This window comes from Planctomyces sp. SH-PL62, assembly GCF_001610895.1.
GTDB lineage: Bacteria > Planctomycetota > Planctomycetia > Isosphaerales > Isosphaeraceae > Paludisphaera.
Genome location: NZ_CP011273.1, coordinates 4,792,856 through 4,816,910, shown reverse-complemented (window position 1 = coordinate 4,816,910; position 24,055 = coordinate 4,792,856). Strand labels below are relative to the sequence as shown.

The window sequence follows — 24,055 nt, the reverse complement described above, 5'->3', positions numbered from 1 at the left end:
CGTGTCGGGCCATGATCAAGCGTTCCTTTCGGCGGTCGCCGCCGCCGCCGCGATGCCGCCGGTCGGCATGCCTTCCTCGGTCGAGGCCAGGATCTCGGCGAGGTGGATGGGGTGGACGCCCGCCCGCTGGCGGTGGAGCCCGCCGCCGATGTGCATCAGGCACGAATTGTCGGCCGAGGCGCAGTACTCGGCGCGGGTGTCGAGCACGCAGCGGATCTTGTCCGAGAGCATGGCGATCGAGGTGTCGGCGTTCTTGACGGCGAAGGTCCCGCCGAAGCCGCAGCACTCGTCGGCCTGGGGAAGCTCGACCAGGTCGATGCCCCGCACCTTGCGGAGCAGGCGTTCGGGGGCGTCGCCGATGTGGAGCATCCGCTTGGAATGGCACGTGGTGTGGAAGGTGACGCGGTGCGGGAAGTACGCGCCGACGTCCTCCACGCCCAGCCTGTCCGTCAGGAACATCGACAGCTCGTAGACCCGGGGCGTCAGAGCGGCGACCTCGCGGATGAGCTGGGCGTCGCCGGTCTCGGCGGCGAGCTTGGGGTAGGCGTCGTGGACCATGGCGACGCAGGAGGCCGACGGCGAGACCACGACCTCGGCGTCGCGGAAGACCTCGACGAACCGACAGACCAGCGGCAAAGCCTCGCGCTGGTAGCCGGTGTTGTAGTGCATCTGGCCGCAACAGGTCTGGTCCATCGGGAAGTCGACCGTGTGGCCGAGCCGTTCGAGGAGGGCCACCATGGCCTTGCCCGTCCCGGGGAAGAGCGTGTCGTTGAAGCAGGTGATGAAGAGCGAAACTTGCATCGGCGCCGACTCCTGCGGACCCGCGGCGGCCGGGAGGGGCGAGCCGCCGTGCCGAAAGGCCGACCGCGCATCCCGCGAGTCGCGAACAATCAAGGAAAAGGATTATAGCCCAAGCCCCGCCCGACGACAGCGACCAGGGGCGGACGCCGGGACTCAGGGGGCCTCGGATTCCCGTCCCGCCGGCTCGTCCGCGGCGCCTTCCCGGATCGGCTCGATCCGGATCCGGCGGATCCGGGTGGGATCGGCCTTGAGGACCACGAGGCGGTGGCCCTCGATCTCGACGTAGTCGCCGGCGTGGGCCAGGCGGCCGAGAAGGTCGAGGATCAGACCGCCGGTCGTCTCGGCGTCGGTCTCGGGGATCTCGATGCCCACGGCGTCCTCCAGGCGGTCCAGCGGGCAGGACGCCTCGACCTCGAACACGCCGTCGCCCAGCGGGATGACCTCGGGGGCCTCGCGGTCGAACTCGTCCTGGATCGGGCCGACCAGCTCTTCCAGGACGTTCTCCAGCGTGACCATGCCCACGACGCTGCCGTACTCGTCGAGCAGCATCGCCAGGTGGACCCGGTTGCGCTGGAACTCCAGCAGGAGCAGGTCGAGCCGGAGGGTGACCGGCAGGTAGGGCGCCTTGCGGGCGAGCTGGCGGAGGTCGAGCCGGCCGTTCTGGAAGCCGCCGCTTCGGAAGACGTCCTTCACGTGGATCATGCCGACGACCGTCGTCAGGTCGTCCTCGCAGAGCGGGTAGCGGGTGTGGCCGGCCTGGCGGGCGAGCCGAAGGTTCTCCTCCAGGGGCCGCGAGAGGCTCAGGTAGACGATGTCGGGCCGGGGGATCATGACCCGCCTGGCGGTCTTCTCCTCCAGGGTCAGGACGTTCTCGATCATCATCCGCTCGCTGCGCGAGAGGTGGCCCCCCTCGTCGCTCTCCGCCAGGATGTGGCGGATCTCCTCGTCGGTGTGGGTGATCTCCTCGGCGCTGGTCCCGCCCAGGCCGAACACCTTGAGGGTCAGGTTGCTGGCGGAGTTGAGGAGCCAGATCGCCGGCCAGAAGATGTAGGCGAGCAGGACCAAAGGGGGGGCCGTGACCAGGGCGACGATCCGCGAGGCCCGGATCGCCAGCGTCTTGGGGGCCTGCTCGCCCAGGGCCATGTGCAGGAAGGTCACGAAGCTCAAGGAGAGGATCGGGACCAGGGCGATCGTCATCCCGCCCACGGCGAACTCGGAGTGGCCCAGGCCGACCCACTCCAGGAGCCGCTCCATCACCGGGTCGATCCACTTCTCGATGGCGCGGCCCAGGGCGAGGCTCGCGACCGTGATGCCGATCTGCGAGGCCGACAGGTAGAGGTCCAGCCGGTCGAGGGCCCGACTGGTGAGCCGGGCGGCCCAGTTCCCCTGCTCGGCCAGCTGGTCGATCTGGCTGGTCCGCACCTTCACCAGGGCGAACTCGGCCGCGACGAAGTAGGCGTTGACCAGGATCAAGCCCGAGATGATGAGGAAGTGGGACGTCTCCATGTCGGGCTTGCCGGGTTCCTGCTCTCGGGTTTGGCGGGTCTGGGACGCGGCCGGGGAGGGGCGGGACTCCCGCGATCCGGGGATTCTAACCGATCGCCGTCGGGCTGACACTCTCGAATTCCGTGCCCGCTCCCGGCTTGCGGCGAGGTGGAAAAAGAGGCGACAGGGAAGGGGGATTCTGCTAAAGTCTCGGCGACGAGATGGCGAGGGCCCCCGGCGACGATGCGGATTCCGGCCCCTCGCCCCCGGCTTGCTCGAAGGATCGGGCCCGTCTCGCGAACGCTCAAGGAGGAGTGCGCCGCATGGATGCTCATTGCGTTCGGTCTTCCGTCCCCCGCGCCTGCGTCGCCCTGCTCCTGGGCGCCCTGCCGTTGCTCTGCGGCGCCTCGCACCGGACCACCAACTTCGTCGTCGAGGCCCCGAGCCGCGACGTGGCCAAGAAGGTCGCCGAGCACGCCGAGGAATGCCGACGCACGATCGCCCTCGCCTGGCTCGGTCGCGAACTCCCGGACTGGGCGCACCCCTGCCCGGTCAAGGTGAAGCTGACCGGCGGCGAGGCGGGGGGCCTGACGTCCTTCGGCTTCGGCCACGGCCACGTCAGCGACCAGAGCATGGAGGTCGAGGGCCGTCTCGACCGGATCCTCGCCTCGGCGCTCCCCCACGAGGTGACCCACACGGTCTTCGCCGCCTTCTTCGGCGGCCCCATGCCGCGCTGGGCCGACGAGGGCGCCTCGCTCCTGAGCGAGGACGAGCGCGAGCGGAAGCGCCACGACCAGATCGCCATGGACCTGATCGCCCGTCGCGGCGAGATCCCGCTCGACGACCTCTTCCGGATCGACGAGTATCCCAGCGACCTCATGGCTTTCTACGGCCAGGGCTACTCGATCTCCCGGTTCCTGATCGAGATCGGCGGTCGGCCTCGGTTCCTCAAGTTCGTCCGAGACGGCCTGGAGTCCGACTGGGACGCCGCGACGCTCGACCATTACGGCCTGGCCGACGTCCGCGAGCTGGACCGGGCCTGGCGATCCTGGCACCGAGGCCTGCTCGCCAATCGCAACGCCCCCCCCGCCAACGAGGCCGTCCTGGCCTACGGCGACGAGCCCGGCGTCGTGGGCGATCCCCCGCGCAACGCCCGCCCCTGATCCCCCCGAGCACCGACCCGCCTCCCCCGAAATGGCTTCGTTCGCGCCCGTGCGAGAACGAAGCCGTTTGACGTAAAGCATTAATTTGTAGAGATTTGCAACCGGATTTCGGGGCCTCGGATTGGCTTCGATCGACCAATTTCGCCGCGCTCGCGAAGCCTCGGTGCGGCCCTGAGCCGTCGCCGGGCGGGACGGGACCCCGGATTGGCTTCGATCTGCGCCGACGAAATCGAAGCCAATCGACGCAACTTGATGCCGGTATTGCTGTTGCGTGCCGATTTCGGATCCGAGAATTGGCTTCGATCGGTCAATTTCGCCTCGTCGCCGAGGTGGCAAGTCGTCCTCGCGGTCGCAACGACCCGCGTTTGACGAAGGCGTCGCACGGGCGCGGGATCGCGGATCGCGAATTGCCAAGGAGCGGGGACGGTCGGGAGCCGCCCATCGTAGACCTTGCGACATGATCGCGGGATTGGCGCGCCGATCCGGGAGGAAAAGCGATCCCGGGCCGGCAGCGCCACGGGTCGGCTGAGCGGAGCGCCGCGCGGCGAGCGACGGCGGATCACTTGCCCTGGGAGGCGGCGGCGTCGACCCGCTCGGCCATCCGTCGGCTGTGATTCCGCCGCGCCGGACCGAGAAGCCTCCGGGAGTAAGGATGGCCGCATCGGGTTCGATCCACTACAGTGGGATCAACCGGATTGGAGAGACTCGCCCACGGCTGGCCGAGATCGAAGGAGATCGGCCGCGTCTCCGCGCGGAAGCGTCGATCCGGTTTGCCGCGAACTTCGCGGCTTCGCGCGTCGAATGGTCGCGCGTAGATCAGTGAAAGCGGCCGCTCGACGTCCGGACGAATTCGTACGGCATGACGTCGGCGAACAGTTGCATTTTAGGCGGATATGAGACCCATCATGATTGATCCTCCGGTCGATAGGGACCGTGACCACATCCTGGGGCCAGAAGACGCCGAGATGACCCTGGTCGAGTACGGCAGCTATACGTGCCCCCGCTGTCAGGCCGTCCACGAGGTCGTCGAGGGGCTGCGGAGCCGGTTCGGCGATCGGATGCGGTACGTGTTTCGACACCTGCCCGTGGCCGACGACGAGGACGCGACCCGAGCCTCCGTGCTGTCTGAATACGCGGACCAGACGACCGGACGGTTCTGGGAAGTGCACGAGGCGTTGATGGAGCGGGGGCCGTCGTTCTCCGAGGGCGACTTCGACGAAATCGCCCGCGACCACGGCCTGTCTCCGGGCGACGCGACGCACGAGCCCGAATACGCGGCGGCGCGGGCGCGGGTCGCCGAGGACGTCGAGGGCGCGCAGCGCGGCGGCGTGCGGGCGACGCCGACCTTCTTCATCAACGGCCGCCGGTATGCGGGCGCCTGGGACGAGAGCTCGCTGGCCGACGCGATGCTCGGTTCGCTCGGCCATCGCATCCAGTCCGCCGCGTTCGGCTTCGTGCATTGGGGGCCGTCGTCGGGGCTGCTGCTGGGGCTGGCGACGGTGCTGGCGTTGGCGCTCAGCAATTCTCCCCTGGGCCCGGCGTTCGCGGCGTGGTGGGAGACGCGGGTGGGATTCGTGTGGGGCGAGGGCGGATTCGTCCATTCGCTGCTCCACTGGGTCAACCACGGGCTCCTGACGATCTTCTTCTTCGTCGTGGGGCTCGAGATCAAGCGCGAGTTCACCGTCGGCCATCTGGCGACCGTTCGGTCGGGGGCGCTCCCGGTGATCGCCGCGCTGGGCGGGATCGTCCTGCCGGCGGTGATCTACGCAACGGTCGCGCCCTCGGAGCTGAAGCACGGGTGGGGCATCCCGATCGGGACCGACACGGCCTTCGCGGTCGCCCTGATCGTGCTGCTGGGGAGCCGCGTCCCGGTCGAGCTGCGGGTGTTCCTGACCGCGGCGGTCATCATCGACGACATCGTCGCGATCCTGGTCATCGCCCTCTTCTATAGCGGCGCGATCCACATGGGCTACCTGATGGCCGGCGGCGCGGCGACCGCGTTGCTGTTGGGGTTCAACCGGGCCGGCGTCTACTCCACCCTGCCGTACGCGGTTTGCGGGGTCGTCCTCTGGTTCGTGCTCCACGAGGCCGGGTTGCACGCCACGCTCGCGGGCGTGATCCTGGCCGTGCTCATCCCGTCGCTCCCGCCCGCGAATTTCCACGCGCTGCTGGCGCAGGCGGCGACGGTGATCCACCTGGAGGACCGCCACACCGGCGAGGCGATGCGGACCGGGCCGTCCGAGCCGTCGATGCGCACGCTGGACGCGATCTACGCCCGGATCGAGTCCCCGGCCGACAAGCTCCTTCGTTCGGTCGAGCCCTGGTCGAGCTATCTGGTGCTGCCGATCTTCGCCCTGGCGAACGCGGGGGTCGCCTGGTCGCCCGGCGTCCTCGAAGGGCAAGTACGATTGATCCTGGCGATCGTGCTGGGGCTGGTCGTCGGCAAGCCGATGGGGATCGTCCTGGCCGCGTGGCTCGCGGTGCGCGCCGGCCTGGCCGCGAAGCCGGACGCCTACTCATGGCGCCAACTGTGCGGGGCCGGGGCGCTCGGCGGGATCGGCTTCACGATGTCCCTGTTCATCGCGAGCGTGGCCTTCCCGGACCGGGCGGATTACGCGGCCGCCAAGATCGCCATCTTCCTCGCCTCGCTGGCCGCCGGGGCGATGGGCATGCTGATCCTGTGGCGGAGGCCGCAGGCGGACGAGGCCTGAGCGACCGGGGGGCGGTACGGCCGCCGACCAGGGCGATTGCACCCTAAGCGATGGCCAATGAGACCAGGATCGAGAACCAAGGAAATCCCTTCGGCACGATCGGTCTTGATTATCGGCCCTCAGTCTTGATGGCCCCGCGTGTCCGGAGTTCGCTCGTAAAGCCCGGTTTGGTGACAGACGCCGGAGCCTCGTTTTCGAGGCCTCGGCTATTCATCTCCACCACACGAGCTAACGCTGGCTACGGCTCTCAGTCGCTCAGGGTGATCCACGACCCCGAACTTGTTGGATCGCCTCGGCGATGGCATCGCAGACCTCGGGATCGGAGTCGCGAACGGCGGCTTCGAGAGCCGGTAGGAAGGCGCGGGCGCGGGATCGGTAGCCACCCACCACTCGTGCCGCGGAGGCCCGAACTTCGGCGTCGCGATGGTCGAGACGATCCGCGCAGGCCTTAAGCTGTTGGTGGAAAAGGGCGATGCCCTTGGCCGCCTCGCCACGGACCCCGGTGTCCGGGTCGTTGAGGGCCCCCTCGAGCGCGGGGAGGCAGACCGCGTCGGGAGCGATCCGGATGCAGGCGAGGGCGAAGGCGGCCCGGAGACGGACCTCGCGGTCGGGACTCTTGAGGCCCCCGGCGAGGAGCCTCATCGTTTCGGCGTCGGACTCGGTTAGGGCGTTGATCGCATCGCCCCTTTGCCACTCGTCCGGTGAATTCAAGGCGATCGCGACGAGGGCAGAAAACGCGGACCTGGCGGCGGGGCCGAGGGCCCGGAACCCGTACATCGCCCGCATCCGCTTATCCTCGTTCGTCGGCACCCGCACCGGGAGCTTCAAGCCCCTCTCCAGCACTATGTTGGCCTTCCGACTGACCGAGGAGTCCGATGAGCGGAGCCAGTTCAGAAGCGTCGGGACCGCCTTCGGGCCGAGCGCACGGACGGCCGCGACCGCCTCGTCCGAAAGGACCACCGACCTCCGGGGCGTCGCGCGGCGGTCCTCCAGCCATGCACTAAGCGTCTCCCCCCGGTAGGACGGCTCGGGTGGGCTCCCCGGGCGCGATAACCAGACCCCCAGGGAGGCGACGGCAAGCGCGGCCGCCCCGACGATAACGGTTCGCGATTTCCGTTTCATGGTGGGACTCCGGACCGGACGAACGGACCACTTGGTAACCGAGGCTAGCAACCGCGCCACGCACCATCAAGACATTTGTCGGAGGGGCCGCAGGGGGCGGGCTCACAAGCGAACCCCCGTCGCCCGATTTACGTCCCGAACAGGACTTCCTCGAGATAGCTATCATTCCAGGCGGCGCTCAGTCGTTTGGCCTTCACCCCGGCCTTCTGACTCTTCTCGTTCTTCGGCAGGCTCAACGCCGCCCGGCGAACCAAGGCGGAGTTGGCATCAGCGTCTGTTTTCCTCACTCGACTTCGGTCTTCGCCGAAGCTCATGTCCAACCGCCGGTGCAACGAGTTCTCGATCCCCCAGCGACCCCGCACCGCCGCCCCGAATCGCCGGGCAATCATCTTCTTGCTCGAGATGAAATAGCGGACCTTATCGCTTGGCTTGCCATCTCGAACCGTGTCGCTGACGGCCAGACCGAGCTGCTTCAGGCCCTACGACCAGGTCCGATCGGGCAGGTTCTCGGGCACGGCGCGCACGTGGTACTTACGTTGCTCGGACCGGCCATGACCTTTCTCGACCGTCTCGTGGGGGCTGACCTTCACCCGAGCGAAATCGTCATCCATGTGGACCAGGAAGAACTCCACGATACCAGCATGCAGCGTCGGCTGGTTGCCTTTGACGGCCAACACATAGTGGCCTCCTGCTTGGCTATCTTCTCAGCAATCTCGGTCTGATTGCCCATGGCATCGATCGTCACCTGCGCTCCCGAGATCGCCAGAGGGTAGGTGACCTTGCGGCGACGCGGGTCGGTCAAGCTGGCCAAGTGCCCTTTGATCCGGGTGGAAGGTTCGTCAGGCATGGGAGTGGGACGTCCCGAGGGCTTCGGCGTCTCGGTAGCCGGGCCAGCGGCCGACGTCCCCGAGCATTCTCACATCCTGATCATCGCAAACCACCCATCATGCGCAGCCGCCCTGGGCCGCCGACGCCTCGTCGGCGCAGCGCCGCGGTCGCCGGCCCGCCCGAATCGACCCTCGCCGCCCCGGACTGATGGAGCCCCGGCGTCGCCGACGAAAAACCCCCGCCGGGCCTGGAGGCCGGGCGGGGGTCGAGGAATCTGGTCGGATCAGGGCCGAGGTTCAGTCGCCGGTCGCGTGGCTCGGGCTTTCGGGGGAGTGGTGGAAGTGGACCATGCCGTTGCCGTGGACGGCCGTCAGCGCGGGTTGTCCGTCGCGGCGATCGTCGTCGGTCTCGTGGTCGATCTCGTCTTCCTCGCTGTGGCGGAGTTTCTTGAGGTAGTCGCCCAGCCGTTCGCCGAGGACGTAGTAGATCGGGATGACGAACCGGCCGAGGACCGTGCTGATGGCGATGCCGAAGGCGATGACGACGCCCAGCGAGTTCCGGCTGTAGGCGCCGGCGCCGGTCGCCCGGGCCATGGGGAGCACGCCCATGACGAAGGCGAACGAGGTCATGAGGATCGGTCGGAGTCGCTCGCGAGAGGCGATCATAGCCGAGTCGAGGATGCTCTTGCCATGCTTCTCGCGCTGCTCGACCGCGAACTCGACGATGAGGATCGCGTTCTTGGTCTCCAGGCCGATGAGCATGACGAGGCCGATCTGGCCGAAGACGTCCAGGGGCATGTCGTAGATCCAGAGGCCGACCATGGCGCCGAACATGGCCAGGGGGACGGTCAGGATGATGACCGTGGGCCGGATCCAGCTCTCGTAGAGGGCGGCCATGAACAGGAAGACGCAGACGATGGAGAGGGCGAAGATGTAGGTCGCCTGGTCGCCGGTCTTGATCTCCTGGAGGGTCGTCCCGGTCCATTCGTAGCCGAAGCCCTCGGGGAGCACCTCGTCGGCGACCTCGCGGAGGGCGTTGAGGGCCTGGCCGGAGCTGTAGCCCGGGGCCGGGTTGCCGGTCATCTTGGCCGACGTGTAGAGGTTGTAGTGGGGCACGTCGATCGGGCCGAGGGCGTAGTGGACCTCGCCCAGGCTGCTGAGCGGCACGCGCTCGCCCTTGCGGTTGAGGGCGTAGAGGTTCTGGATGTCCTCGGGCTTGTTGCGGACCCCCCCCTCGGCCTGCATCAGGACGCGCCAGACCTTGCCGTAGAGGTCGAAGTCGTTGACGTAATAAGCGCCAAGGTTGACCTGGAGGGTGGCGAAGACGTCGGCGACCGGGACGTCGAGGCGGCGGGCCTTGACGCGGTCGAGCTCGAAGCGGAGCTGGGGGACGCGGGCCGTGAAGGGGGTGAAGACGCTGGCCAGCTCGGGCCGCTTCTTGGCCGCGTCCTGGAACTGGTCGACGACCCGCTGGAGGGCGTCGACCCCCTTGGACGCCCGGTCCTCGATGACCAGCTCGTGGCCGCCGGTCTGGCTCAGGCCGCGGATCGGCGGGGGCTGGAGGACCAGCGGCAGGGCGTTGTGGATCTCGGCGAAGAGCATGCCCTGGAGCTGCTGCGCGAGGGCGGCGGCGCGGAGCTCGGGCTTCCGCCGCTCCGACCAGGGCTTGAGCGGGGTGAAGACGATGCCCGAGTTGCTCTGGGTCGTCGAGTTCATGATGTTGAGGCCGTCCAGCGCGACGATGTGCTGGATGCCGTCGAGCTTCTGGGCCACCTCGGCCACCTTGTGGACCACCTTTGAGGTGATCTCGCGGCTGGTGCCGTCGGGGGTCTGGATGACGACGAGGAGGTAGCCCAGGTCCTCGGTCGGCACGAACGCCTTGGGCCGGGCCGCGATCATGTAGCCGGTGAGGGCCAGCAGGCCGAGCGAGGGGGCGACGATGGTCCACCAGTGGCGGGCGGTGAAGACGAGGACCGCGTCGTAGGAGTCCTCGATCCACTTCATGCCGGCGTTGAACCAGCGGAAGAGGAAGAACCGGGTCTCGCCGCGCTTGGGCCGTAGGAACAGCCGGGCCATGGCCGGGCTGAGGGTCAGCGAGTTGATCGCCGAGAAGACGAACGAGAAGACGATCGTCATGGCGAACTGGTTGTAGAGGCGGCCGGTCATGCCGGGCATGAAGGCGACCGGGACGAAGACGGCGGCGAGGACCAGCGTGATGGTGACGATGGGCGCGGTGATCTCGGCCATGGCGGCCCGGGTGGCCTCCAGCGGCCGGTATCCGCGATGGAGGAACTTCTCCACGTTCTCGACCACGATGATCGCGTCGTCGACCACCAGGCCGATGGCCAGGACCAGGCCGCAGAGCGTCAGCGAGTTGATCGAGAAGCCGAAGAGGGCCATCGCGGCGAAGGTCGCGATCAGCGACACCGGGATCGCCAGCATGGGGATGATCGTGGCCCGGATCCCCTGGAGGAAGACGAAGACCACGATCATGACCAGGCCGAAGGCCTCCAGGAGGGTGTGCTCCACCTCCTCGATGTTCTCCTCGACGTACTTGGTCGTGTCGTAGGCCATCGCGTAGTCGAGGCCGTCGGGGAAGTCCTCCTTGACCCGCTCCATCTCGTGGCGGACGGCCTCGACGATGTTCAGGGCATTGGCGTCGGCGTACTGGAAGACGGGCATGGCGCCGGCGGGCTGGCCGTCGAGGAAGCCGGCCGTCTCGTAGTTCTCCGAGGCGAGCTCGACGCGGGCGACGTCCTTGAGGCGGACCATCGAGCCGTCGTCGTTGCGGCGGACGATGATCTCCTCGAACTCGGCGGCCTTGGAGAGCCGGCCCTTGACGGTGATGGGGAACTCGCGGACCTGGCCCTCGGGGACGGGCGAGCCGCCGATCTTGCCGGCCGCCGCCTGGAGGTTCTCCGAGCGGACGGCGGCGAGGATCTCGTCGTGGCTGATCCGCATGTTGGCCAGGCGGTCGGGGTCGAGCCAGATCCGCATGGCGTACTTGCGGCCGAACGACATGACGTCGCTGACGCCGGGGATGCGCTTGAGGACGTCGGAGATGTAGATCTGACCGTAGTTGTCCAGGAAGTTGGCGTCGTAGCGGCCGTCCGGCGAGATCAGGTTGACGACGCAGACCATGTCGGTCGACGTCTTCTTGATGGTCACGCCGTACTGCTTGACCTCGGGGGGGAGCTGGGCGTTGGCGGTCTGCACCTTGTTCTGGATGTCGACCGCGGCCATGTCCTGGTTGTAGCCGACGTCGAACGTGGCCACGATGTTGGAGATGCCGTTGCTGGTGCTGTCGGAGCTGAAGTAGAGCAGGCCCTTGGTGCCGTTGATCTGCTGCTCGATGGGCGTCGTGACGGTCCGGGCGACGCTCTGGGCGTCGGCCCCGGTGTAGGTCGTCGTGACCTGGACCTGGGGCGGGGCGATCGGGGGATACTGGGCGATCGGCAGGAGCGTCGCGCAGATCCCGCCGATGAGCACCATCAGGATCGCCAGCACCGTGGCGAAGATCGGCCGGCCGATGAAGAAATTCACCATGTTGAGAATGCGCTCGTTGGGGTTGGGGAGGTCCCTCGGGGACGGGCAAGGTCCTCAGCCGCGGTCGTCGGTCCCGTGCGCGCCCTCGGCGGCCTTCGGCCCGGCCGGGGACGGCGGCGTGGGTTTCGCCTCGGCGGGCGTCTCGGGTTTCGTCGCCGTCCCGGGCTCGGTCGGCGTCTCGGACTTCGTGGGGGTCTCGACGGGCCGGGCGAGGGTCGCGGGCTGGACCGTGACGGGCATGCCGGGCCGGATCATCTGGAGGCCCTCGACGATCACGGGGACCCCCGCTTCGAGGCCGCCGAAGAGGACTCGCATCCCCTGGTAGGTCGTCAGCCCGGCCTGGACGCTCTGGATGGCGACCTTCCCCTCCTTGTCGATGACGTAGACGACGGGGCCGGACTCGCTCTCGGAGACCGCCTGGGCGGGGACGACCACCACGTCCTTGAGCTGCTGGATCTCCATCTTGAGCTTGACGTACTCGCCGGGCAGCAGCGAGTCGTTGGGATTGGGGATGCGGGCCTTGGACAGGAAGGTCGAGGTGGTCTCGTCGATGAAGTTGTCGATGAAGTAGAGCTGCCCCATGTAGGGATGCTGCTCGTCCCCCTCGACGCCGGGGCGGGTCAGCTCGACGGTCGCCTGCCGCTGCACGAGCTGGGTGGCGCGGTCGAGGTATCGCGAGCTGACCCGGATGTCGACCGAGAGGGGGTCGAGCTGCTGGATGGTGGCGAGGTCGGTGAAGCCGCCCCCTTCCTGGCCGGGGCCGACGAGGTTGCCGACCTTGACCTGGGCGACGCCGATGCGGCCGTCGATCGGCGAGGTCATGCGGCAGTAGCCGAGGTCGAGCTGGGCGTCGCGGACGCCGGCCTTGGCCGCCTCGAGCTGGGCCTTGGCGGCGAGGATGCCGATGTCGTAATCGGCCACGGCCTGGTCGTAGTTGGCCTCGTCGGCCTCGACCTGGGCCTCGAACTGCTTGCGATCGGCCTCGGCGCGGTCGAGGTCCTCCTGGGAGCCGGCGTTGCGCGTGAGGAGGACGCGGGCGCGACGCTCCTCGATCCGCTTGAGGTTGAGCTGGGCGAGGTCGAGCGCGACCTTGGCGGCGGCGATCTCCCGGTTCTTCGACTGTTCGGCCTTGCGGACGGCCGCGTCGGCCTCGGCCTGCTTGGCCAGGGCCGAATCGAGGGCCACCTTGTAGGGCTCCTCGTCGATCACGAAGAGCAAATCCCCCTTCTTGACGAACGAGCCCTCCTCGAAACGACGTTCGGTGATGAAGCCCCGGACCCGGGCGCGGAGGGTGACGGCCTCCATCGCGCTGGTGGTGCCGTTGGGGGTGTCGATGATGGGGACGTCCATCCGCCTCGACTCGACCACGCCCACCAGCGGCGGCGGCGGGACCCGGGGGGCCTCGGGCTTCGAGCAGCCGGGCGAGGCCGCCCAGGCCAGCGTCGCGGCCGTCAGGAAGAGGCGCCGGGCGGACTCGCGTCGAAAGCTGCGTGGGATCTTCATGGGCTGCCGGCCCCTGCGCGGGGCGTCCTCGGTCGGAGGGGGAAGGGCGCCTCGCGACACGGTCGCGACGGCCCGGGAATGGGGTGGTGTCTCAATTCGCCCCCGGCGCGGGCCGGGACGAGAGGGCTAGGACTCTTCGCGGATGACTCGCCACTCGTCGGGGAAGATCGTCTCCATGACGCGGAGGCGGGTCCCGGCGTAATCCCAGTCCGTGTAGAGGGGACGCCAACCGAAGCCGTCGAGCATCATGTTGAGGCTCTCGCGCTTCAGTCGGCAGGCGTGCTCCGTGGGGCACCCCTTGAAGAGCGGGTCGGCGTTGATCAGGCCGAGATGGGTGCCGACGGCCACCGCGAACGAGGCCGAGGTCAGTCCCTCGGGCGTCCAGGGGTCCCTCAGCGTCAGGTCGCCGTCCGCGATCGCCGCCTCGATGATCTCGCAAACCCAGCTGGCGCACTGCCGATCCCGCTCCCTCAGGAGCTTTCGCCTCTGGACGTCCGCCCGATCCTGGAGGTTCGCGAGGCGGATCACCATTTCCGCCTGGTAGTATTGGGGGTGGAGCCGGCCGAACAGCTCGTCGGCCACGCCGATCGCGAACATCCGCTCGCGGGCGCGACCCTCGAAGGCCCGGGCCCGCTCGAACAGCTCGCGACGGTGCTCGATGCTCTGCACCGCCAGCGCCGCAACGAGGTCTTCCTTGGTGGAGAAATGCTGGTAGATCGTCCCCTTGGAATACTCGGTCGCCTCCGCCAGGCGGTCCATGCTCAGGCCCGCGAATCCCTGCTCCATCAGCATCCTTCGCGCGACGTCCAACAGGTACGCCTCGCGCTGGCGGATCTCCTTCTGTTTTCGCGTGGTCGTGCTCATGAAGGGGATTATCGACGGATCGTCGAAATTCGTCAAGTCGTCGAATCCAACTTCACGCCCGGGACGGCGACCGGGGGAGCCGGTAGATGGGGAAAGAGGGGAGGGCGGAGCGACGGTGGATTACGGCCGGGCCCCGGTCGTCGATCGCCGGAAATTCGACGGTCATCGGCCCCGGCATGGTCGCTCCCGGCAGAGGGCGAGGCCCGACGGAAGGGGAAGGCGGTCTAGGCAAACCGACGCGAGGCCAGTAAATTCGGGCTTTGAATTCGCGGGGACTCCGCCGTTTCGCCGCCCCGATCCGTCCCACACGGACGAGAACGGCCGGAGGGTATCGCCGCCCCCGTCCTGACGGTCCCTCAGAGAGAGACGCAACCACCCATGATGATCAAAGCGACCGACGTCCGCCGTGGCATGGTGATCACGATGGAGGGGGTGAACTATGTCGTGGTGGATTTCGCCCACCACACGCCCGGCAACCTCCGCGCGATGGTCCAGACCAAGCTCCGCAACATGAACTCCGGCTCGCTCATCGACAAGCGGCTGCGGTCGGTCGACCAGATCGAGGTCCCTTACGTCGAGACGAAGCCTTACGAGTACCTGTACTCGTCCGGCGACGAGCACGTCTTCATGGACACCGAGACCTTCGACCAGCTCCACTTCTCGCCCGAGATCATCGGGACGGCGATGGAGTTCCTGCTTCCCAACAATAAGGTCATGGTCAAGTACATCAACGACAAGCCGGTGTCGATCGAGATCCCCGACTCCGTCGAGCTGACCGTCGCCGACACGCCCCCCGCCCTCCAGGGAGCCACCGCGACCAACCAGTACAAGGAAGCGACGCTGGAAACCGGCCTCAAGGTCCAGGTTCCTCCGTTCATCAAGCCGGGCGAGAAGATCCGCATCGACACCCGGACCAGCGAATACCTCGAACGCGTGAAATGACCGGCGTCGCGGCGCGACGACGAACGGCCCGGGGCCGCGCGAAGTCGCGTCGGTTCCGTCCTATCCCCTTCCACCGTAAAGGCGCGGATCGTGGATGAATTGACCCGGCTGCTGTCCGATCTGGTCTCGATCCCCAGCGTCAACCCGATGGGGAGGGACGTGACCGGCCCGGAATATTACGAGGCCCGCATCGGGGCGTATCTGGAGTCTTGGTTCCGCGAGGCCGGGATCCCGGTCGAGCGCCAGACGGTGGCGCCCGGTCGGGTGAACCTGATCGCCCGCTACGAGTCCCCCGATCGCGGCGCGCGGTCGTTGCTCTTCGACGTCCATCAGGACACGGTGCCCGTGGAAGGGATGACGATCCCCCCCTTCGAGCCCCGCGTCGAGGAGGGGCGGCTCTACGGTCGCGGCGCGTGCGACGTGAAGGCGGGGATGGCGGCCATGCTGCTGGCCTTCCGCCGACTCTGGCGCGAACGGCCGGCGGGCTCCGCGTCGGTCGTCCTGGCCTGCACGGTCGACGAGGAGTACACCCACCTGGGGTCGGACCTGCTCGCCGAGACCCAGAAGGGGATCGACCTGGCGATCGTGGCCGAGCCGACGCAGCTCGACCTCGTCCCCTGGCACAAGGGCTCGGTGCGCTGGAAGATCCGCACGAAGGGGGTCGCCTGCCACAGCTCGAAGCCGGATCTGGGGGTCAATGCGATCTACCGCATGGCCCGGGTCGTCGACGCCCTGGCGGGGCACGCCCGCGTCCTGATCGAATCGACGCCGCATCCCCGACTGGGCCCTCCGACGTTGTCGGTCGGCCGGATCGAGGGGGGCCAGAGCGTCAACGTCGTGCCCGACTTCTGCGAGATCGAGATCGACCGCCGGATCCTCCCCGGCGAGACGTGGCAAGGCTGCGTCGAGCAGGCGAGGGCCGCCGTGGCCGCCGGCGCCGAGGGGCTGGACGGGGTCGTATTCGAGGAGCCCTGGGGTCGGATGCCCGCCCTGGAGACTCCGCTCGGCCCCTGGCTGGAACCGCTGACGCGGGCCGTCGAGGCCGCGACGGGGAGGACGCCGGGCCTGATCGGGGTCCCCTACGGCACCGACGCCGGCCCGCTGGGCGAAGTGGGCATCCCCGCGATCGTCTTCGGCCCCGGCGACATCTCCCAGGCCCACACCCGCGACGAGTGGGTCGAGCTGAACCAAGTGGCTCTGGCCGTCGAGGCGTACTACCAGATCGCCCGCGCCCTCGGCTGAGCCGTTCCGAGGTCATCGCGGGAGGCGAATGCGAAACCGCCCCGAAAGCCTCTTCCGGGAGAAGAGGTTCGGGGCGGTTCCTCTCGGGAGCAACCCGGACGTTGAATCCCTGGGCTGCGGCCCGACGCTCAGGCTGATCGGTCGGGAGACCGGATCAGAAGACGTCCATGGTGAAGTGGTTGCCCTGGTAGAACTTCTTCTTGTTCCAGTCATGCCAGCCGTGGGGATGACGGAACTTGTCGAGGACCCGATAGCCGCCGTAGAAGTTGCGGTAGTACGGGCCCTGAATCTGGGGCACGATCCGCTGCTCGCGGGGGTACTTGTACCAGCCGTCGTACAGCCCGTTGTACTCGAAGCCGTTGCCCGGGACTTGCGGGGGCACGTAGGGCCAGTGCAGGTAATCGTTCCAGTCCTGCGCCTTCGCCGATCCACCCAGCATGAACGCCAGGGCCAGCGCGAACGCCGAAATCCATGAGCCTCGCGACACGTTCCACCTCCGTGTAGGGAACTAACCCAGTCCACGGATAGAATGACACACGGAACCCGGCCGTGGGGCGAATCCGAAAAACAATTCCCCTCCCAAGGATCGGTTATGCACGAAGCGCCGAATCGCCCGTCCGGGTCCTCGTCATGGCTCATTCCGGTTGGTCGTCGGATGGGGGTCGCGGGGGTCGCGGCGCTGCTGGCGATCGCGACGGCCGGGGCCGCCGAGCCCCCCCGGCCCGAACGCCCGCACCTCGAACGCTGGGTGAAGCTCCTGGCCTCGCCCGAGCTGGAGGGCCGCAGCGGAGAGGGGGGGCGGAAGACGGCCGCCCTGATCACGGAGGAGTACCGCCGCCTGGGCCTGGAGCCGCTGTTCGACGGCCAGTTCGGCCAGGAGATCCCCCCGGCGCCGCCGGTGGAGGCGGTCGGTCGAAACGTCGGGGCGATCCTGCGCGGGGCCGATCCCGAGTTGAAGGACCGCTTCATCATCGTATCGGCCCATTACGACCACCTGGGGGTTCGTGGGGGCGTCCTCTATCCGGGGGCCGACGACAACGCCTCGGGCGTGGCGATGCTCCTGGAAACGGCGCGCTCGCTGGTCGAGTCGGCCGGCAAGCCTCGGCGCTCGGTCGTGTTCCTCGCCTTCGATCAGGAGGAGGTGGGGCTTTACGGTTCGCGCTTCTTCGCCGCGAACCCGCCGTTCCCGATTGAGAGCATCGACCTGTTCCTGACCGCCGACATGATCGGCCGGTCGCTCGGCGGGGTCTGCGAAGACCTCGTCTTCGTCATGGGGACCGAGCACATCCCGGCGCTGCGTCCCTGGCTGTTCGAGGAGGCCGCGGGTCGTCCGTTGACCCTCGGAATCCTGGGGGCGGACCTCCTGATCTTGAACCGGAGCGACTACGGTCCGTTCCGTAGTCGGAAGGTCCCCTTCCTGTTCTTCAGCACCGGCGAGAACCCTCGCTACCACGCGCCTAGCGACACCGCGGAGACCCTGGATTATCCCAAGCTGACCGAGATCAGCCAGCTCATCCACGGGGTCGTCGCGAAGGCGGCGGTCGCGGACGCGCTCCCCCGGTGGAGCGACCAGGTCGATCACCCGCTCGAGGAGGCGGTCACCATCCGAGACGTCCTGCGCGTGCTCGACGCCAACCGGGCCGCGCTTCGGATCAACGCCGCGCAGGCGTTCGTGATCGCCGGGGCCTTGCGCACTCTCGACGGCGTGGTCGAGCGCGGGACCGTCTCGCCGGCGGAGCGGGCGAGCATCATTCAGGCGGCTCGGATCGTCCTCATGACCGCCTTCTGAGAGTCAGTTTTCCTGTTCGAGATGCAGGATCGGGACGTCTCCGGGCGGCGGCGGAGCAGGGGCCCGGAAGGGCCTCCCCGCCGGGCCTTCGACGCCATCGCCGGGCTCGACGAAGATCCGAGGGCGAGGCCGGGGCGGTGCGATCCCGCCGAACTCGTCGGGCGCGATCGGGTTCAGGCCCTGATCGACGCCGGCGTTCGGGGCGAACGGGAGATTCGGCATCCGGTCCAGCTCGCCCGGTCCCAGTCCCGGATCCGGCTCGCGAGCTTCCTCGAAGTCGAGGCCGTCCATCCCGGCCTGGGCCCGCCGGAGCGCGCCATCGGTCGCCTTCTGCGCCAGGTGCTTCGCCCAGGCGTTTTCGGGGTTCTCGACTTCGGTGAGGACGGGGCCGGCCGGGGAGTGTTCGAGCTTCACCGCACGGACGTTCGTCTCGCGATCGATGTAGTCGATGATCCCCCGCGCCCGATCGACCTCGCCCTGGCCCAGCAGGATCTGCGTGCGGAGGCAGAGCCAACGGAGCCGCGAGCCGGGATCGTCTGACGCCGCCTCGACCGCGTCGAGATGGCGCTCGGCGGTCGCGTAGTCCCGGTTCAGATAGGCGAAGAAGAGCCGGAACTCCTCGAACGATTCCGGCGAGGGGTCCGCGCGATCGGCTGGGGGAAGTTCTTCCAGCAGGCTCCGGGCGAACTTCGCGAGCCGTTGCAGCCGGTACTGCCGGGGATGGATCCCGCCCAGCTCGCTGAGGATGGGAAGGATGGTCGCCCGGTTTCCGGGGCCGTCCCCGGCCGTCATGGGGAGCCAGGTCTGGATGAGGTCCACGGCGCAGGCGGCGAGTCGATCGAGCCAGCGGTCCCGGGTCGCGGCGTCCGGGGCGATCAGGACGATTTCCTCGGTGTTCAGGTCGCAGAAGGCCGCGAGTCCCGAGGGCCCGCCGTCCAGCACGCGGAACGCCAGGGTCCGGCCGTCCGGGGACAGGGCGGGGGCGCGGATGCGGAGGCCGGCGTCGAGGGGGTGGAACCGCTTGAACGTGTTCTGCGTCTGCACGGTGTACCACTTCATGACCTGGTCCTGGCCGTCGGCGTCGACCAGGCACACTCCCTGCTCCTGCTCGCCGTCGAGCGCGAGTTCGACGTGGATCGTAGGGAGCCGTTCGCCGACCGCCGTGGCGGGGCCGCGGAACCGCTGCGGCACGTTAACCGGCGCGGCGGCCTCGAGGGTGGAGATCCGGGCGCTGAAGCCGGCCTCCACATTGATCCTCACGAGGTCGACCTGGGTGTGCCGGAACGGCCCGCGCGTCGGGCTGGCGATCATCAGGATCGTCTGGCTGTCGAGGCCCCAGACGGGGGGCGAGGCGGTCAGCGCGGCGTCGTTGCTCAGGAGACGGTCGCCCCCACCCGCCGGATTCAGCAGGTGGACGGAAACTCCTGGGCCGTCCGGCCCTGGCGCCAGTTTGAGGTAGACGAGGCGGAGGCCGTCGGGCGACCAGGCCGGAAAGCGGGCGGCGTCGATCGTCCGAGACACCCGGTCCTCGTCGAGCCGCAGCAGCCAGACGCCGCCGGCCGGGCCTGGTCTCGGAATCGCCAGCCGTCGACCGTCGGCGCTCAAGGTCGGCCTCAGGAGAACGATCGCGGCGCGAGACTCGGCGTCGAGTTCCAGGTCGGGCTGGACGACGATCACTCGTTTCTGGTCCAGCCCCGACTGGACGACGACCTCGTAACGGCCGCGGACGCTGGACGGCCCGTCGGGCTGGGTCGCAACGAAACGACCGAACACCAGGGAACGGCCGTCGGGCCCCCAGGTCGGCGAGGAAAGCGGATCGGAAGATTCCGCGAGCAGGACCGAGTCCGAGCTGCCGGCTCGGGTCGCCCAGAGCCGATAGACCCGCCGCGCGGCGGCGGGGGTCGGCGACGGGATCGCCGGCGCAAGGATCCAGCCGTGGGGGAGGGCGGGGGCCTCGGCGGAGTCGACGGCGAGGTGGGCGATCCACCGGCCGTCGCGCGACCAATCGATCGGAGCGCCGAATGCGACCGTCGCGAGCGCGGCCGACAGGACGTGGGGGAGGCCCACCAGGCTCGACAGCATGTTCCCAAACCCTCCGCCGGGTCGGGGCCGCGATCCGCCTCCGCAACTGTGGAGAGGGCGTCGTTCGCCCGGCGCGACGACGACGCGATTCAAGTATAAGGTCGCCGGAGCCGACTTCCTAGTTGAAAGGCCCCGCCCCAATCCGGTCAGGCCGCTCCCACGGCGCGTCCGTCGCGGCGGACGACCCCGCGCATTTGACCGAGCCTTCGAAAGTTGTATGTTTCTCTCGAACGAGTTACGTCCAGCGGTCGCGCCAAGGGCCTACGGACCGGTCCTTGAATCGGCCTCCCTCCCGGCGATAAGATGAGGGATCGTCGCTCGCGGACTTCCCCGACGCCCCGGTCCCGGACGGCTCGAGAGTCGAGCCCCCTTGAGTCTCCGCCTTCTTGAATTCGGGAGCATCCATGCGTTTCGTCCTGATCGATCGCATCCTCGACGTCCAGCCCGGGCGTTCGCTGCACGCCATCAAGAATCTTTCGCTCGCCGAGGAATACCTCGCCGACCACTTCCCGGGATTTCCGGTCATGCCCGGGGTGCTGATGCTGGAGGCCCTGACGCAGGCCGGAGCGTGGCTGATCCGGGACATGGAAGACTTCGCCCACAGCATCATCGTGCTGAAGCAGGCCAAGACCATCAAGTACGGCAGCTTCGTCGAGCCGGGCCGCCAGCTCGAACTCAAGGTGGACCTGGTCTCCGACGTCGGCCAGAACGCCACGTTCAAGGGGGTCGGGGTCATCGACGGGCAGGAGATGGTGAAGGGCCGGATCATCCTCACCCGGTACAACCTGCGGGAGAAGAATCCGCTCCTGCACAACACCGACGCCCAGATCGTCGCCGGGCTTCGGGACCTCTACGCCACTCTGCGGAAGGGCTCGGTGGGCGCTCGCGCCATCGCCCGGACGCCCGAGCCGGCGGCGGCGAAGCTGGTCTGAACCGGCCCGGAAGGGGAGGGCGGCGGCCGTTTCCTCAGGCGCGACCCGCCCATCCGGCAAGGTCGATAAAGTCTTCGCGGGGAAGCCCGGAATATTTCCCCAGCCTTGCCCAGTTTGATCGTATCCTTGGTTGAGCGTGATGAGGTTGCAAGGAATCCCGATTTTCTGGACAATCGGACGCGACTCTCGGATTCCGGCCGAAGGATCCGGGAAGGCCCCCCCAAGCGAATCGGGCTTCCACCTTGCGACCCACCCCCCCTGAAGTTCGCCGCTCGATCTCGCCGACGATTAAGTGAGCCGACTTGATCGAAGGCCCGACCGCGTCCCCGATTCGCCGTGGATCGAGTGCGAGCCCGTGTTCCCCCTTATTCCTGAGGATGACATGCCCGCATACGAAGAAATCTTCGAGAAGGTCCAGTCCACCCTGGTCGACGCGCTGGGGGTGGACGAGGAGGAAGTCTCCCGCGAGTCCACGCTGCAGGGCGATCTGGGTGCCGAGTCGATCGACTTCCTGGACATCGTCTTCCGCCTCGAGCGGAACTTCGGCATCAAGATCCCCCGGGGCGAGCTGTTCCCGGAGAACCTGGCCGATCCCGAATGGATCGCCGACGGCCGGCTGACGTCGAAGGGCGTCGCGGAGCTGAAGGCCCGCCTGCCGTTCGCCGACCTTTCGAAGCTGGAGGCCGACCCCGACGTCGAGAAGCTGGGCGACCTGTACACGGTCGACATGCTGGTGCAGTACGTCCAGAGCAAGCTCGGCTCCTGAGCCGGGCCGCGGGGCCGTCTCGGAGGACGGACGGTCCGCGCGACGCCGCGGCGGGTGGTCCCCCCCCACCCGCGCGGGCGGGCGTCGTCGACCTCCTCGGGCGATCGCGGGGCGGCCGGACCGAATTCCCAATCTTTCCCCTGGCCTGGCGGCGTCTTCGACCATGCGATGGATCTGGATCGACAAGTTCGTGGAGTTCCGGAGCGGTCAGTTCGCGCGAGCGATCAAGAACCTGACCCTCGCCGAAGAGCACCTGCACGACCACTTCCCGGGCTATCCGGTCATGCCGGCGTCGCTCATCATCGAGGGCCTGGCCCAGACCGGCGGGATCCTCGTGGGGGAGGCCGGCGGCTTCACCGAGAAGGTGGTGCTCGCCAAGATCCCCCGGGCCGAGTTCTTCGGCGTGGCCTGCGCCGGAGATCAGCTCATCTATGAGGTGACGCTGACCGATCTCCGTTCGGAGGGCGCGGTGGTCGACGCCAAGGCGTTCCTGGGGACGGACCTGCTCGCGGACGCCGAGATCGTCTTCGCCCACCTGGACAACACCCGGGCCAACCAGATCTTCGGCCCCAAGAATTTCGTGTTCACGCAACAGCTCTTGGGCGTGCTCGACCTCGCCAAGGCGCAGCAACGGGCCAAGGAACTCGACGGCAAGGCCGTCGAGCACGAGGTCAACGGCGAGCCCTCGGCGACGCCGCCCGCCCCTTGAGGCGGTCGCCAAGTCCGCGGGCATTCGGTAGACTGTACGCATTCCAAGTTCAGGGTCCTCTCGCGGGACGAATCCAGTCCGGGCGGTTCCTGGAGCCTCCCGACGGCTCACCGCGAAAGGCGGGACGGCCGAGGGGTCGAGCCGCAGGCCATCACCGGGGAGTTCGACGGGTCATACATGCTTGGTTCCGAACGCCGCGTGGTCATAACCGGGTTAGGGTTCGTCACACCTCTGGGTGACGCTCCGGATCGCATCTGGGAGCGGCTCGCGACCGGCGAGGGGGGGCTGCGACGCGTCGAAGCGTTCCCCGTCGAGGGGCTGCCCAACGACATCGTCGCCGAAATCCGCGATTTCGACTTCCTCAAGGGCTACGCCCTGCCGAAGTATCGCACCTCCCTGCGCAAGAGCCGCAAGTACATGGCCCGGGACATCCAGCTCGCCGTGGCCGCCGCCCAACGGGCGATGGACGACGCCGGCCTGGTCGACGGCGGCGTCGAGCCGACCCGGATCGGGATCGACCTGGGAGCCGGCCTGATCTCGACCGAGCTGGACGAGCTGGCTCCGGCGATCTCGCTGGCCTCCTCGGCGACCGGCCAGTTCGAGTTCCCGGTCTGGGGCCGCGAAGGGATCGGCGTGATCGAGCCGATCTGGCTGCTCAAGTACCTGCCCAACATGCTGGCCTGCCACATCTCCATCCTGATGGACTGCCAGGGGCCGAGCAACACGATCACCGAGGCCGATGCGTCGTCGAACCTGGCGATCGCCGAGGCCGCGCGGATCATCGCCCGCGGCAAGGCCGACGTGATGATCACCGGCGGCGGGGATTCGAAGATCCACCCCCTCAGCCTCACCCGGATGGCCCTCTACGACACCATGTCCCGCTGGAGCGGCGAGCCCGCCGCCGGGCTGCGTCCGTTCGACGCCCGCCGCGACGGCACGCTCGCCGGCGAAGGGGCGGGGATCCTGATCCTGGAGGAACTCGGCCACGCGCTGCGGCGCGGGGCGAAGATCCACGGCGAGATCCTCGGCTCGGGCTCGGGCTGCGACGCGGTCCTCGCCGGCGGCCAGGACCCGGACGGCGGCGGCACCGAGATCGCCATCAAGGCGGCGCTCCGGGAAGCTCGTCTCGAGCCCGGGGCCGTCGGCCACGTCAACGCCCACGGCTCGGGCTCGAAGGTCAGCGACCTCGCCGAGGCCCGGGCGTTCGAGCGGGTGTTCGGCCCGGGCAAGGTGCCGGTATCGGCCCTCAAGGGTTTCTTCGGCAACATCGCCTCCGGGGCCGGGGCGGTCGAGCTGATCGCCAGCCTGGTCGGGGTGAACCGGGGGCTGATCCCGCCGACCCTGAACTGCGACGACCTCGACCCGGGCTGCAAGATCGACGTCGTGACCGGGGCCCCGCGGCCCACCGACAATTCGGTCTTCGTCAACACCAACGTGACCGTCAACGGCCAGGCTTCCGCCGTCGTCGTGCGGGGGGGCGCCCCCTCGGGGTCTCCCGGCTGAGCCTCGCCTCGCGCATCGGTTCCGATCGCTCCTCGTTCCATCCAGGTCGGGCGCAGTCCCGGGAAGTT

At 68.3% G+C, this 24,055-nt stretch carries 19 protein-coding genes; 9 read left to right on the top strand and 10 right to left on the bottom strand.

Going from position 1 to position 24,055, the window contains the following annotated elements:
* Positions 1–15: 15 nt before the first annotated feature.
* Positions 16–801, bottom strand: a complete 786-nt coding sequence (locus VT85_RS18505) for a (Fe-S)-binding protein (protein WP_068418674.1) — start codon at positions 799–801, stop codon at positions 16–18.
* A gap of 153 nt (positions 802–954) precedes the next feature.
* Positions 955–2,307 (bottom strand): hemolysin family protein, encoded by a 1,353-nt coding sequence (locus VT85_RS18500; RefSeq protein ID WP_068418671.1) that lies wholly within the window; start codon positions 2,305–2,307, stop codon positions 955–957.
* 302 nt (positions 2,308–2,609) lie between these two features.
* Between VT85_RS18500 and VT85_RS18495 the strand changes: the two genes are divergently transcribed.
* Positions 2,610–3,449: a hypothetical protein gene (locus tag VT85_RS18495; RefSeq protein WP_197490864.1), complete on the top strand. Its 840-nt coding sequence runs from the start codon at positions 2,610–2,612 to the stop codon at positions 3,447–3,449.
* A gap of 905 nt (positions 3,450–4,354) precedes the next feature.
* A complete protein-coding gene (gene nhaA, locus VT85_RS18490) occupies positions 4,355–6,160 on the top strand; it encodes a Na+/H+ antiporter NhaA (RefSeq protein WP_197490863.1) in 1,806 nt (601 codons plus the stop codon).
* A gap of 255 nt (positions 6,161–6,415) precedes the next feature.
* On the opposite strand, the gene VT85_RS18485 is transcribed toward nhaA, so the two are convergent.
* The 6 genes from VT85_RS18485 to VT85_RS18465 all read right to left on the bottom strand — a co-directional run bounded on the left by VT85_RS18485 (position 6,416) and on the right by VT85_RS18465 (position 14,022).
* Positions 6,416–7,120 (bottom strand): HEAT repeat domain-containing protein, encoded by a 705-nt coding sequence (locus tag VT85_RS18485; RefSeq protein ID WP_197490862.1) that lies wholly within the window; start codon positions 7,118–7,120, stop codon positions 6,416–6,418.
* Between the two features lie 290 nt (positions 7,121–7,410).
* On the bottom strand, positions 7,411–7,743 hold the full coding sequence (locus VT85_RS27780) for an ISAs1 family transposase (protein WP_231871532.1): 333 nt from the start codon (positions 7,741–7,743) through the stop codon (positions 7,411–7,413).
* A gap of 18 nt (positions 7,744–7,761) precedes the next feature.
* The gene (locus VT85_RS18480; RefSeq protein WP_156512946.1) at positions 7,762–7,959 is read right to left on the bottom strand and encodes a hypothetical protein; all 198 of its coding nucleotides are present in this window, start codon (positions 7,957–7,959) and stop codon (positions 7,762–7,764) included.
* A 447-nt stretch (positions 7,960–8,406) separates the two neighbouring features.
* A complete protein-coding gene (locus VT85_RS18475) occupies positions 8,407–11,655 on the bottom strand; it encodes an efflux RND transporter permease subunit (protein ID WP_082858716.1) in 3,249 nt (1,082 codons plus the stop codon).
* A 54-nt stretch (positions 11,656–11,709) separates the two neighbouring features.
* Positions 11,710–13,158, bottom strand: coding sequence for an efflux RND transporter periplasmic adaptor subunit (locus VT85_RS18470; protein WP_082858715.1), 1,449 nt, complete (start codon positions 13,156–13,158; stop codon positions 11,710–11,712).
* Positions 13,159–13,284: 126 nt separating this feature from the next.
* The gene (locus VT85_RS18465) at positions 13,285–14,022 is read right to left on the bottom strand and encodes a TetR/AcrR family transcriptional regulator (protein ID WP_068422265.1); all 738 of its coding nucleotides are present in this window, start codon (positions 14,020–14,022) and stop codon (positions 13,285–13,287) included.
* Positions 14,023–14,400: 378 nt separating this feature from the next.
* Here VT85_RS18465 and efp point away from each other — a divergent pair, with 378 nt between their 5' ends.
* Together efp and VT85_RS18455 are read left to right on the top strand one after the other, a co-directional pair.
* On the top strand, positions 14,401–14,964 hold the full coding sequence (gene efp, locus VT85_RS18460; protein WP_068418658.1) for an elongation factor P: 564 nt from the start codon (positions 14,401–14,403) through the stop codon (positions 14,962–14,964).
* Positions 14,965–15,054: 90 nt separating this feature from the next.
* A complete protein-coding gene (locus VT85_RS18455; RefSeq protein WP_231871407.1) occupies positions 15,055–16,206 on the top strand; it encodes a M20 family metallopeptidase in 1,152 nt (383 codons plus the stop codon).
* A 154-nt stretch (positions 16,207–16,360) separates the two neighbouring features.
* Here the strand turns inward: VT85_RS18455 and VT85_RS18450 are convergent, their stop codons facing one another.
* The gene (locus VT85_RS18450) at positions 16,361–16,693 is read right to left on the bottom strand and encodes a hypothetical protein (protein ID WP_068418655.1); all 333 of its coding nucleotides are present in this window, start codon (positions 16,691–16,693) and stop codon (positions 16,361–16,363) included.
* Positions 16,694–16,861: 168 nt separating this feature from the next.
* Here VT85_RS18450 and VT85_RS18445 point away from each other — a divergent pair, with 168 nt between their 5' ends.
* Positions 16,862–17,995: a M20/M25/M40 family metallo-hydrolase gene (locus VT85_RS18445; RefSeq protein WP_197490861.1), complete on the top strand. Its 1,134-nt coding sequence runs from the start codon at positions 16,862–16,864 to the stop codon at positions 17,993–17,995.
* A gap of 3 nt (positions 17,996–17,998) precedes the next feature.
* Here the strand turns inward: VT85_RS18445 and VT85_RS18440 are convergent, their stop codons facing one another.
* Positions 17,999–20,077: a PD40 domain-containing protein gene (locus VT85_RS18440; RefSeq protein WP_068418649.1), complete on the bottom strand. Its 2,079-nt coding sequence runs from the start codon at positions 20,075–20,077 to the stop codon at positions 17,999–18,001.
* A gap of 404 nt (positions 20,078–20,481) precedes the next feature.
* Between VT85_RS18440 and VT85_RS18435 the strand changes: the two genes are divergently transcribed.
* The 4 genes from VT85_RS18435 (at position 20,482) to VT85_RS18420 (ending at position 23,987) form a co-directional block, all read left to right on the top strand.
* Positions 20,482–21,009, top strand: coding sequence for a 3-hydroxyacyl-ACP dehydratase FabZ family protein (locus tag VT85_RS18435; RefSeq protein ID WP_068418646.1), 528 nt, complete (start codon positions 20,482–20,484; stop codon positions 21,007–21,009).
* Positions 21,010–21,391: 382 nt separating this feature from the next.
* Positions 21,392–21,775 carry an acyl carrier protein gene (locus VT85_RS18430; protein ID WP_068418643.1) on the top strand — a complete coding sequence of 128 codons (384 nt, stop codon included), beginning with the start codon at positions 21,392–21,394 and terminating at the stop codon, positions 21,773–21,775.
* A gap of 163 nt (positions 21,776–21,938) precedes the next feature.
* The gene (locus tag VT85_RS18425) at positions 21,939–22,484 is read left to right on the top strand and encodes a 3-hydroxyacyl-ACP dehydratase FabZ family protein (protein WP_068418639.1); all 546 of its coding nucleotides are present in this window, start codon (positions 21,939–21,941) and stop codon (positions 22,482–22,484) included.
* 177 nt (positions 22,485–22,661) lie between these two features.
* Positions 22,662–23,987, top strand: coding sequence for a beta-ketoacyl-[acyl-carrier-protein] synthase family protein (locus VT85_RS18420; RefSeq protein WP_068418637.1), 1,326 nt, complete (start codon positions 22,662–22,664; stop codon positions 23,985–23,987).
* Positions 23,988–24,055 lie beyond the last annotated feature (68 nt).

What these genes read in the sequence shown, in the direction of transcription:
- VT85_RS18505 (WP_068418674.1), bottom strand. Translation starts at nt 801, where the DNA reads ATGCAAGTTTCGCTCTTCATCACCTGCTTCAACGACACGCTCTTCCCC.
- VT85_RS18500 (WP_068418671.1), bottom strand. Translation starts at nt 2,307, where the DNA reads ATGGAGACGTCCCACTTCCTCATCATCTCGGGCTTGATCCTGGTCAAC.
- VT85_RS18495 (WP_197490864.1), top strand. Translation starts at nt 2,610, where the DNA reads ATGGATGCTCATTGCGTTCGGTCTTCCGTCCCCCGCGCCTGCGTCGCC.
- nhaA (WP_197490863.1), top strand. Translation starts at nt 4,355, where the DNA reads ATGATTGATCCTCCGGTCGATAGGGACCGTGACCACATCCTGGGGCCA.
- VT85_RS18475 (WP_082858716.1), bottom strand. Translation starts at nt 11,655, where the DNA reads ATGGTGAATTTCTTCATCGGCCGGCCGATCTTCGCCACGGTGCTGGCG.
- VT85_RS18470 (WP_082858715.1), bottom strand. Translation starts at nt 13,158, where the DNA reads ATGAAGATCCCACGCAGCTTTCGACGCGAGTCCGCCCGGCGCCTCTTC.
- VT85_RS18465 (WP_068422265.1), bottom strand. Translation starts at nt 14,022, where the DNA reads ATGAGCACGACCACGCGAAAACAGAAGGAGATCCGCCAGCGCGAGGCG.
- efp (WP_068418658.1), top strand. Translation starts at nt 14,401, where the DNA reads ATGATGATCAAAGCGACCGACGTCCGCCGTGGCATGGTGATCACGATG.
- VT85_RS18445 (WP_197490861.1), top strand. Translation starts at nt 16,862, where the DNA reads ATGGGGGTCGCGGGGGTCGCGGCGCTGCTGGCGATCGCGACGGCCGGG.
- VT85_RS18440 (WP_068418649.1), bottom strand. Translation starts at nt 20,077, where the DNA reads ATGCTGTCGAGCCTGGTGGGCCTCCCCCACGTCCTGTCGGCCGCGCTC.
- VT85_RS18435 (WP_068418646.1), top strand. Translation starts at nt 20,482, where the DNA reads ATGCGTTTCGTCCTGATCGATCGCATCCTCGACGTCCAGCCCGGGCGT.
- VT85_RS18430 (WP_068418643.1), top strand. Translation starts at nt 21,392, where the DNA reads ATGCCCGCATACGAAGAAATCTTCGAGAAGGTCCAGTCCACCCTGGTC.
- VT85_RS18425 (WP_068418639.1), top strand. Translation starts at nt 21,939, where the DNA reads ATGCGATGGATCTGGATCGACAAGTTCGTGGAGTTCCGGAGCGGTCAG.
- VT85_RS18420 (WP_068418637.1), top strand. Translation starts at nt 22,662, where the DNA reads ATGCTTGGTTCCGAACGCCGCGTGGTCATAACCGGGTTAGGGTTCGTC.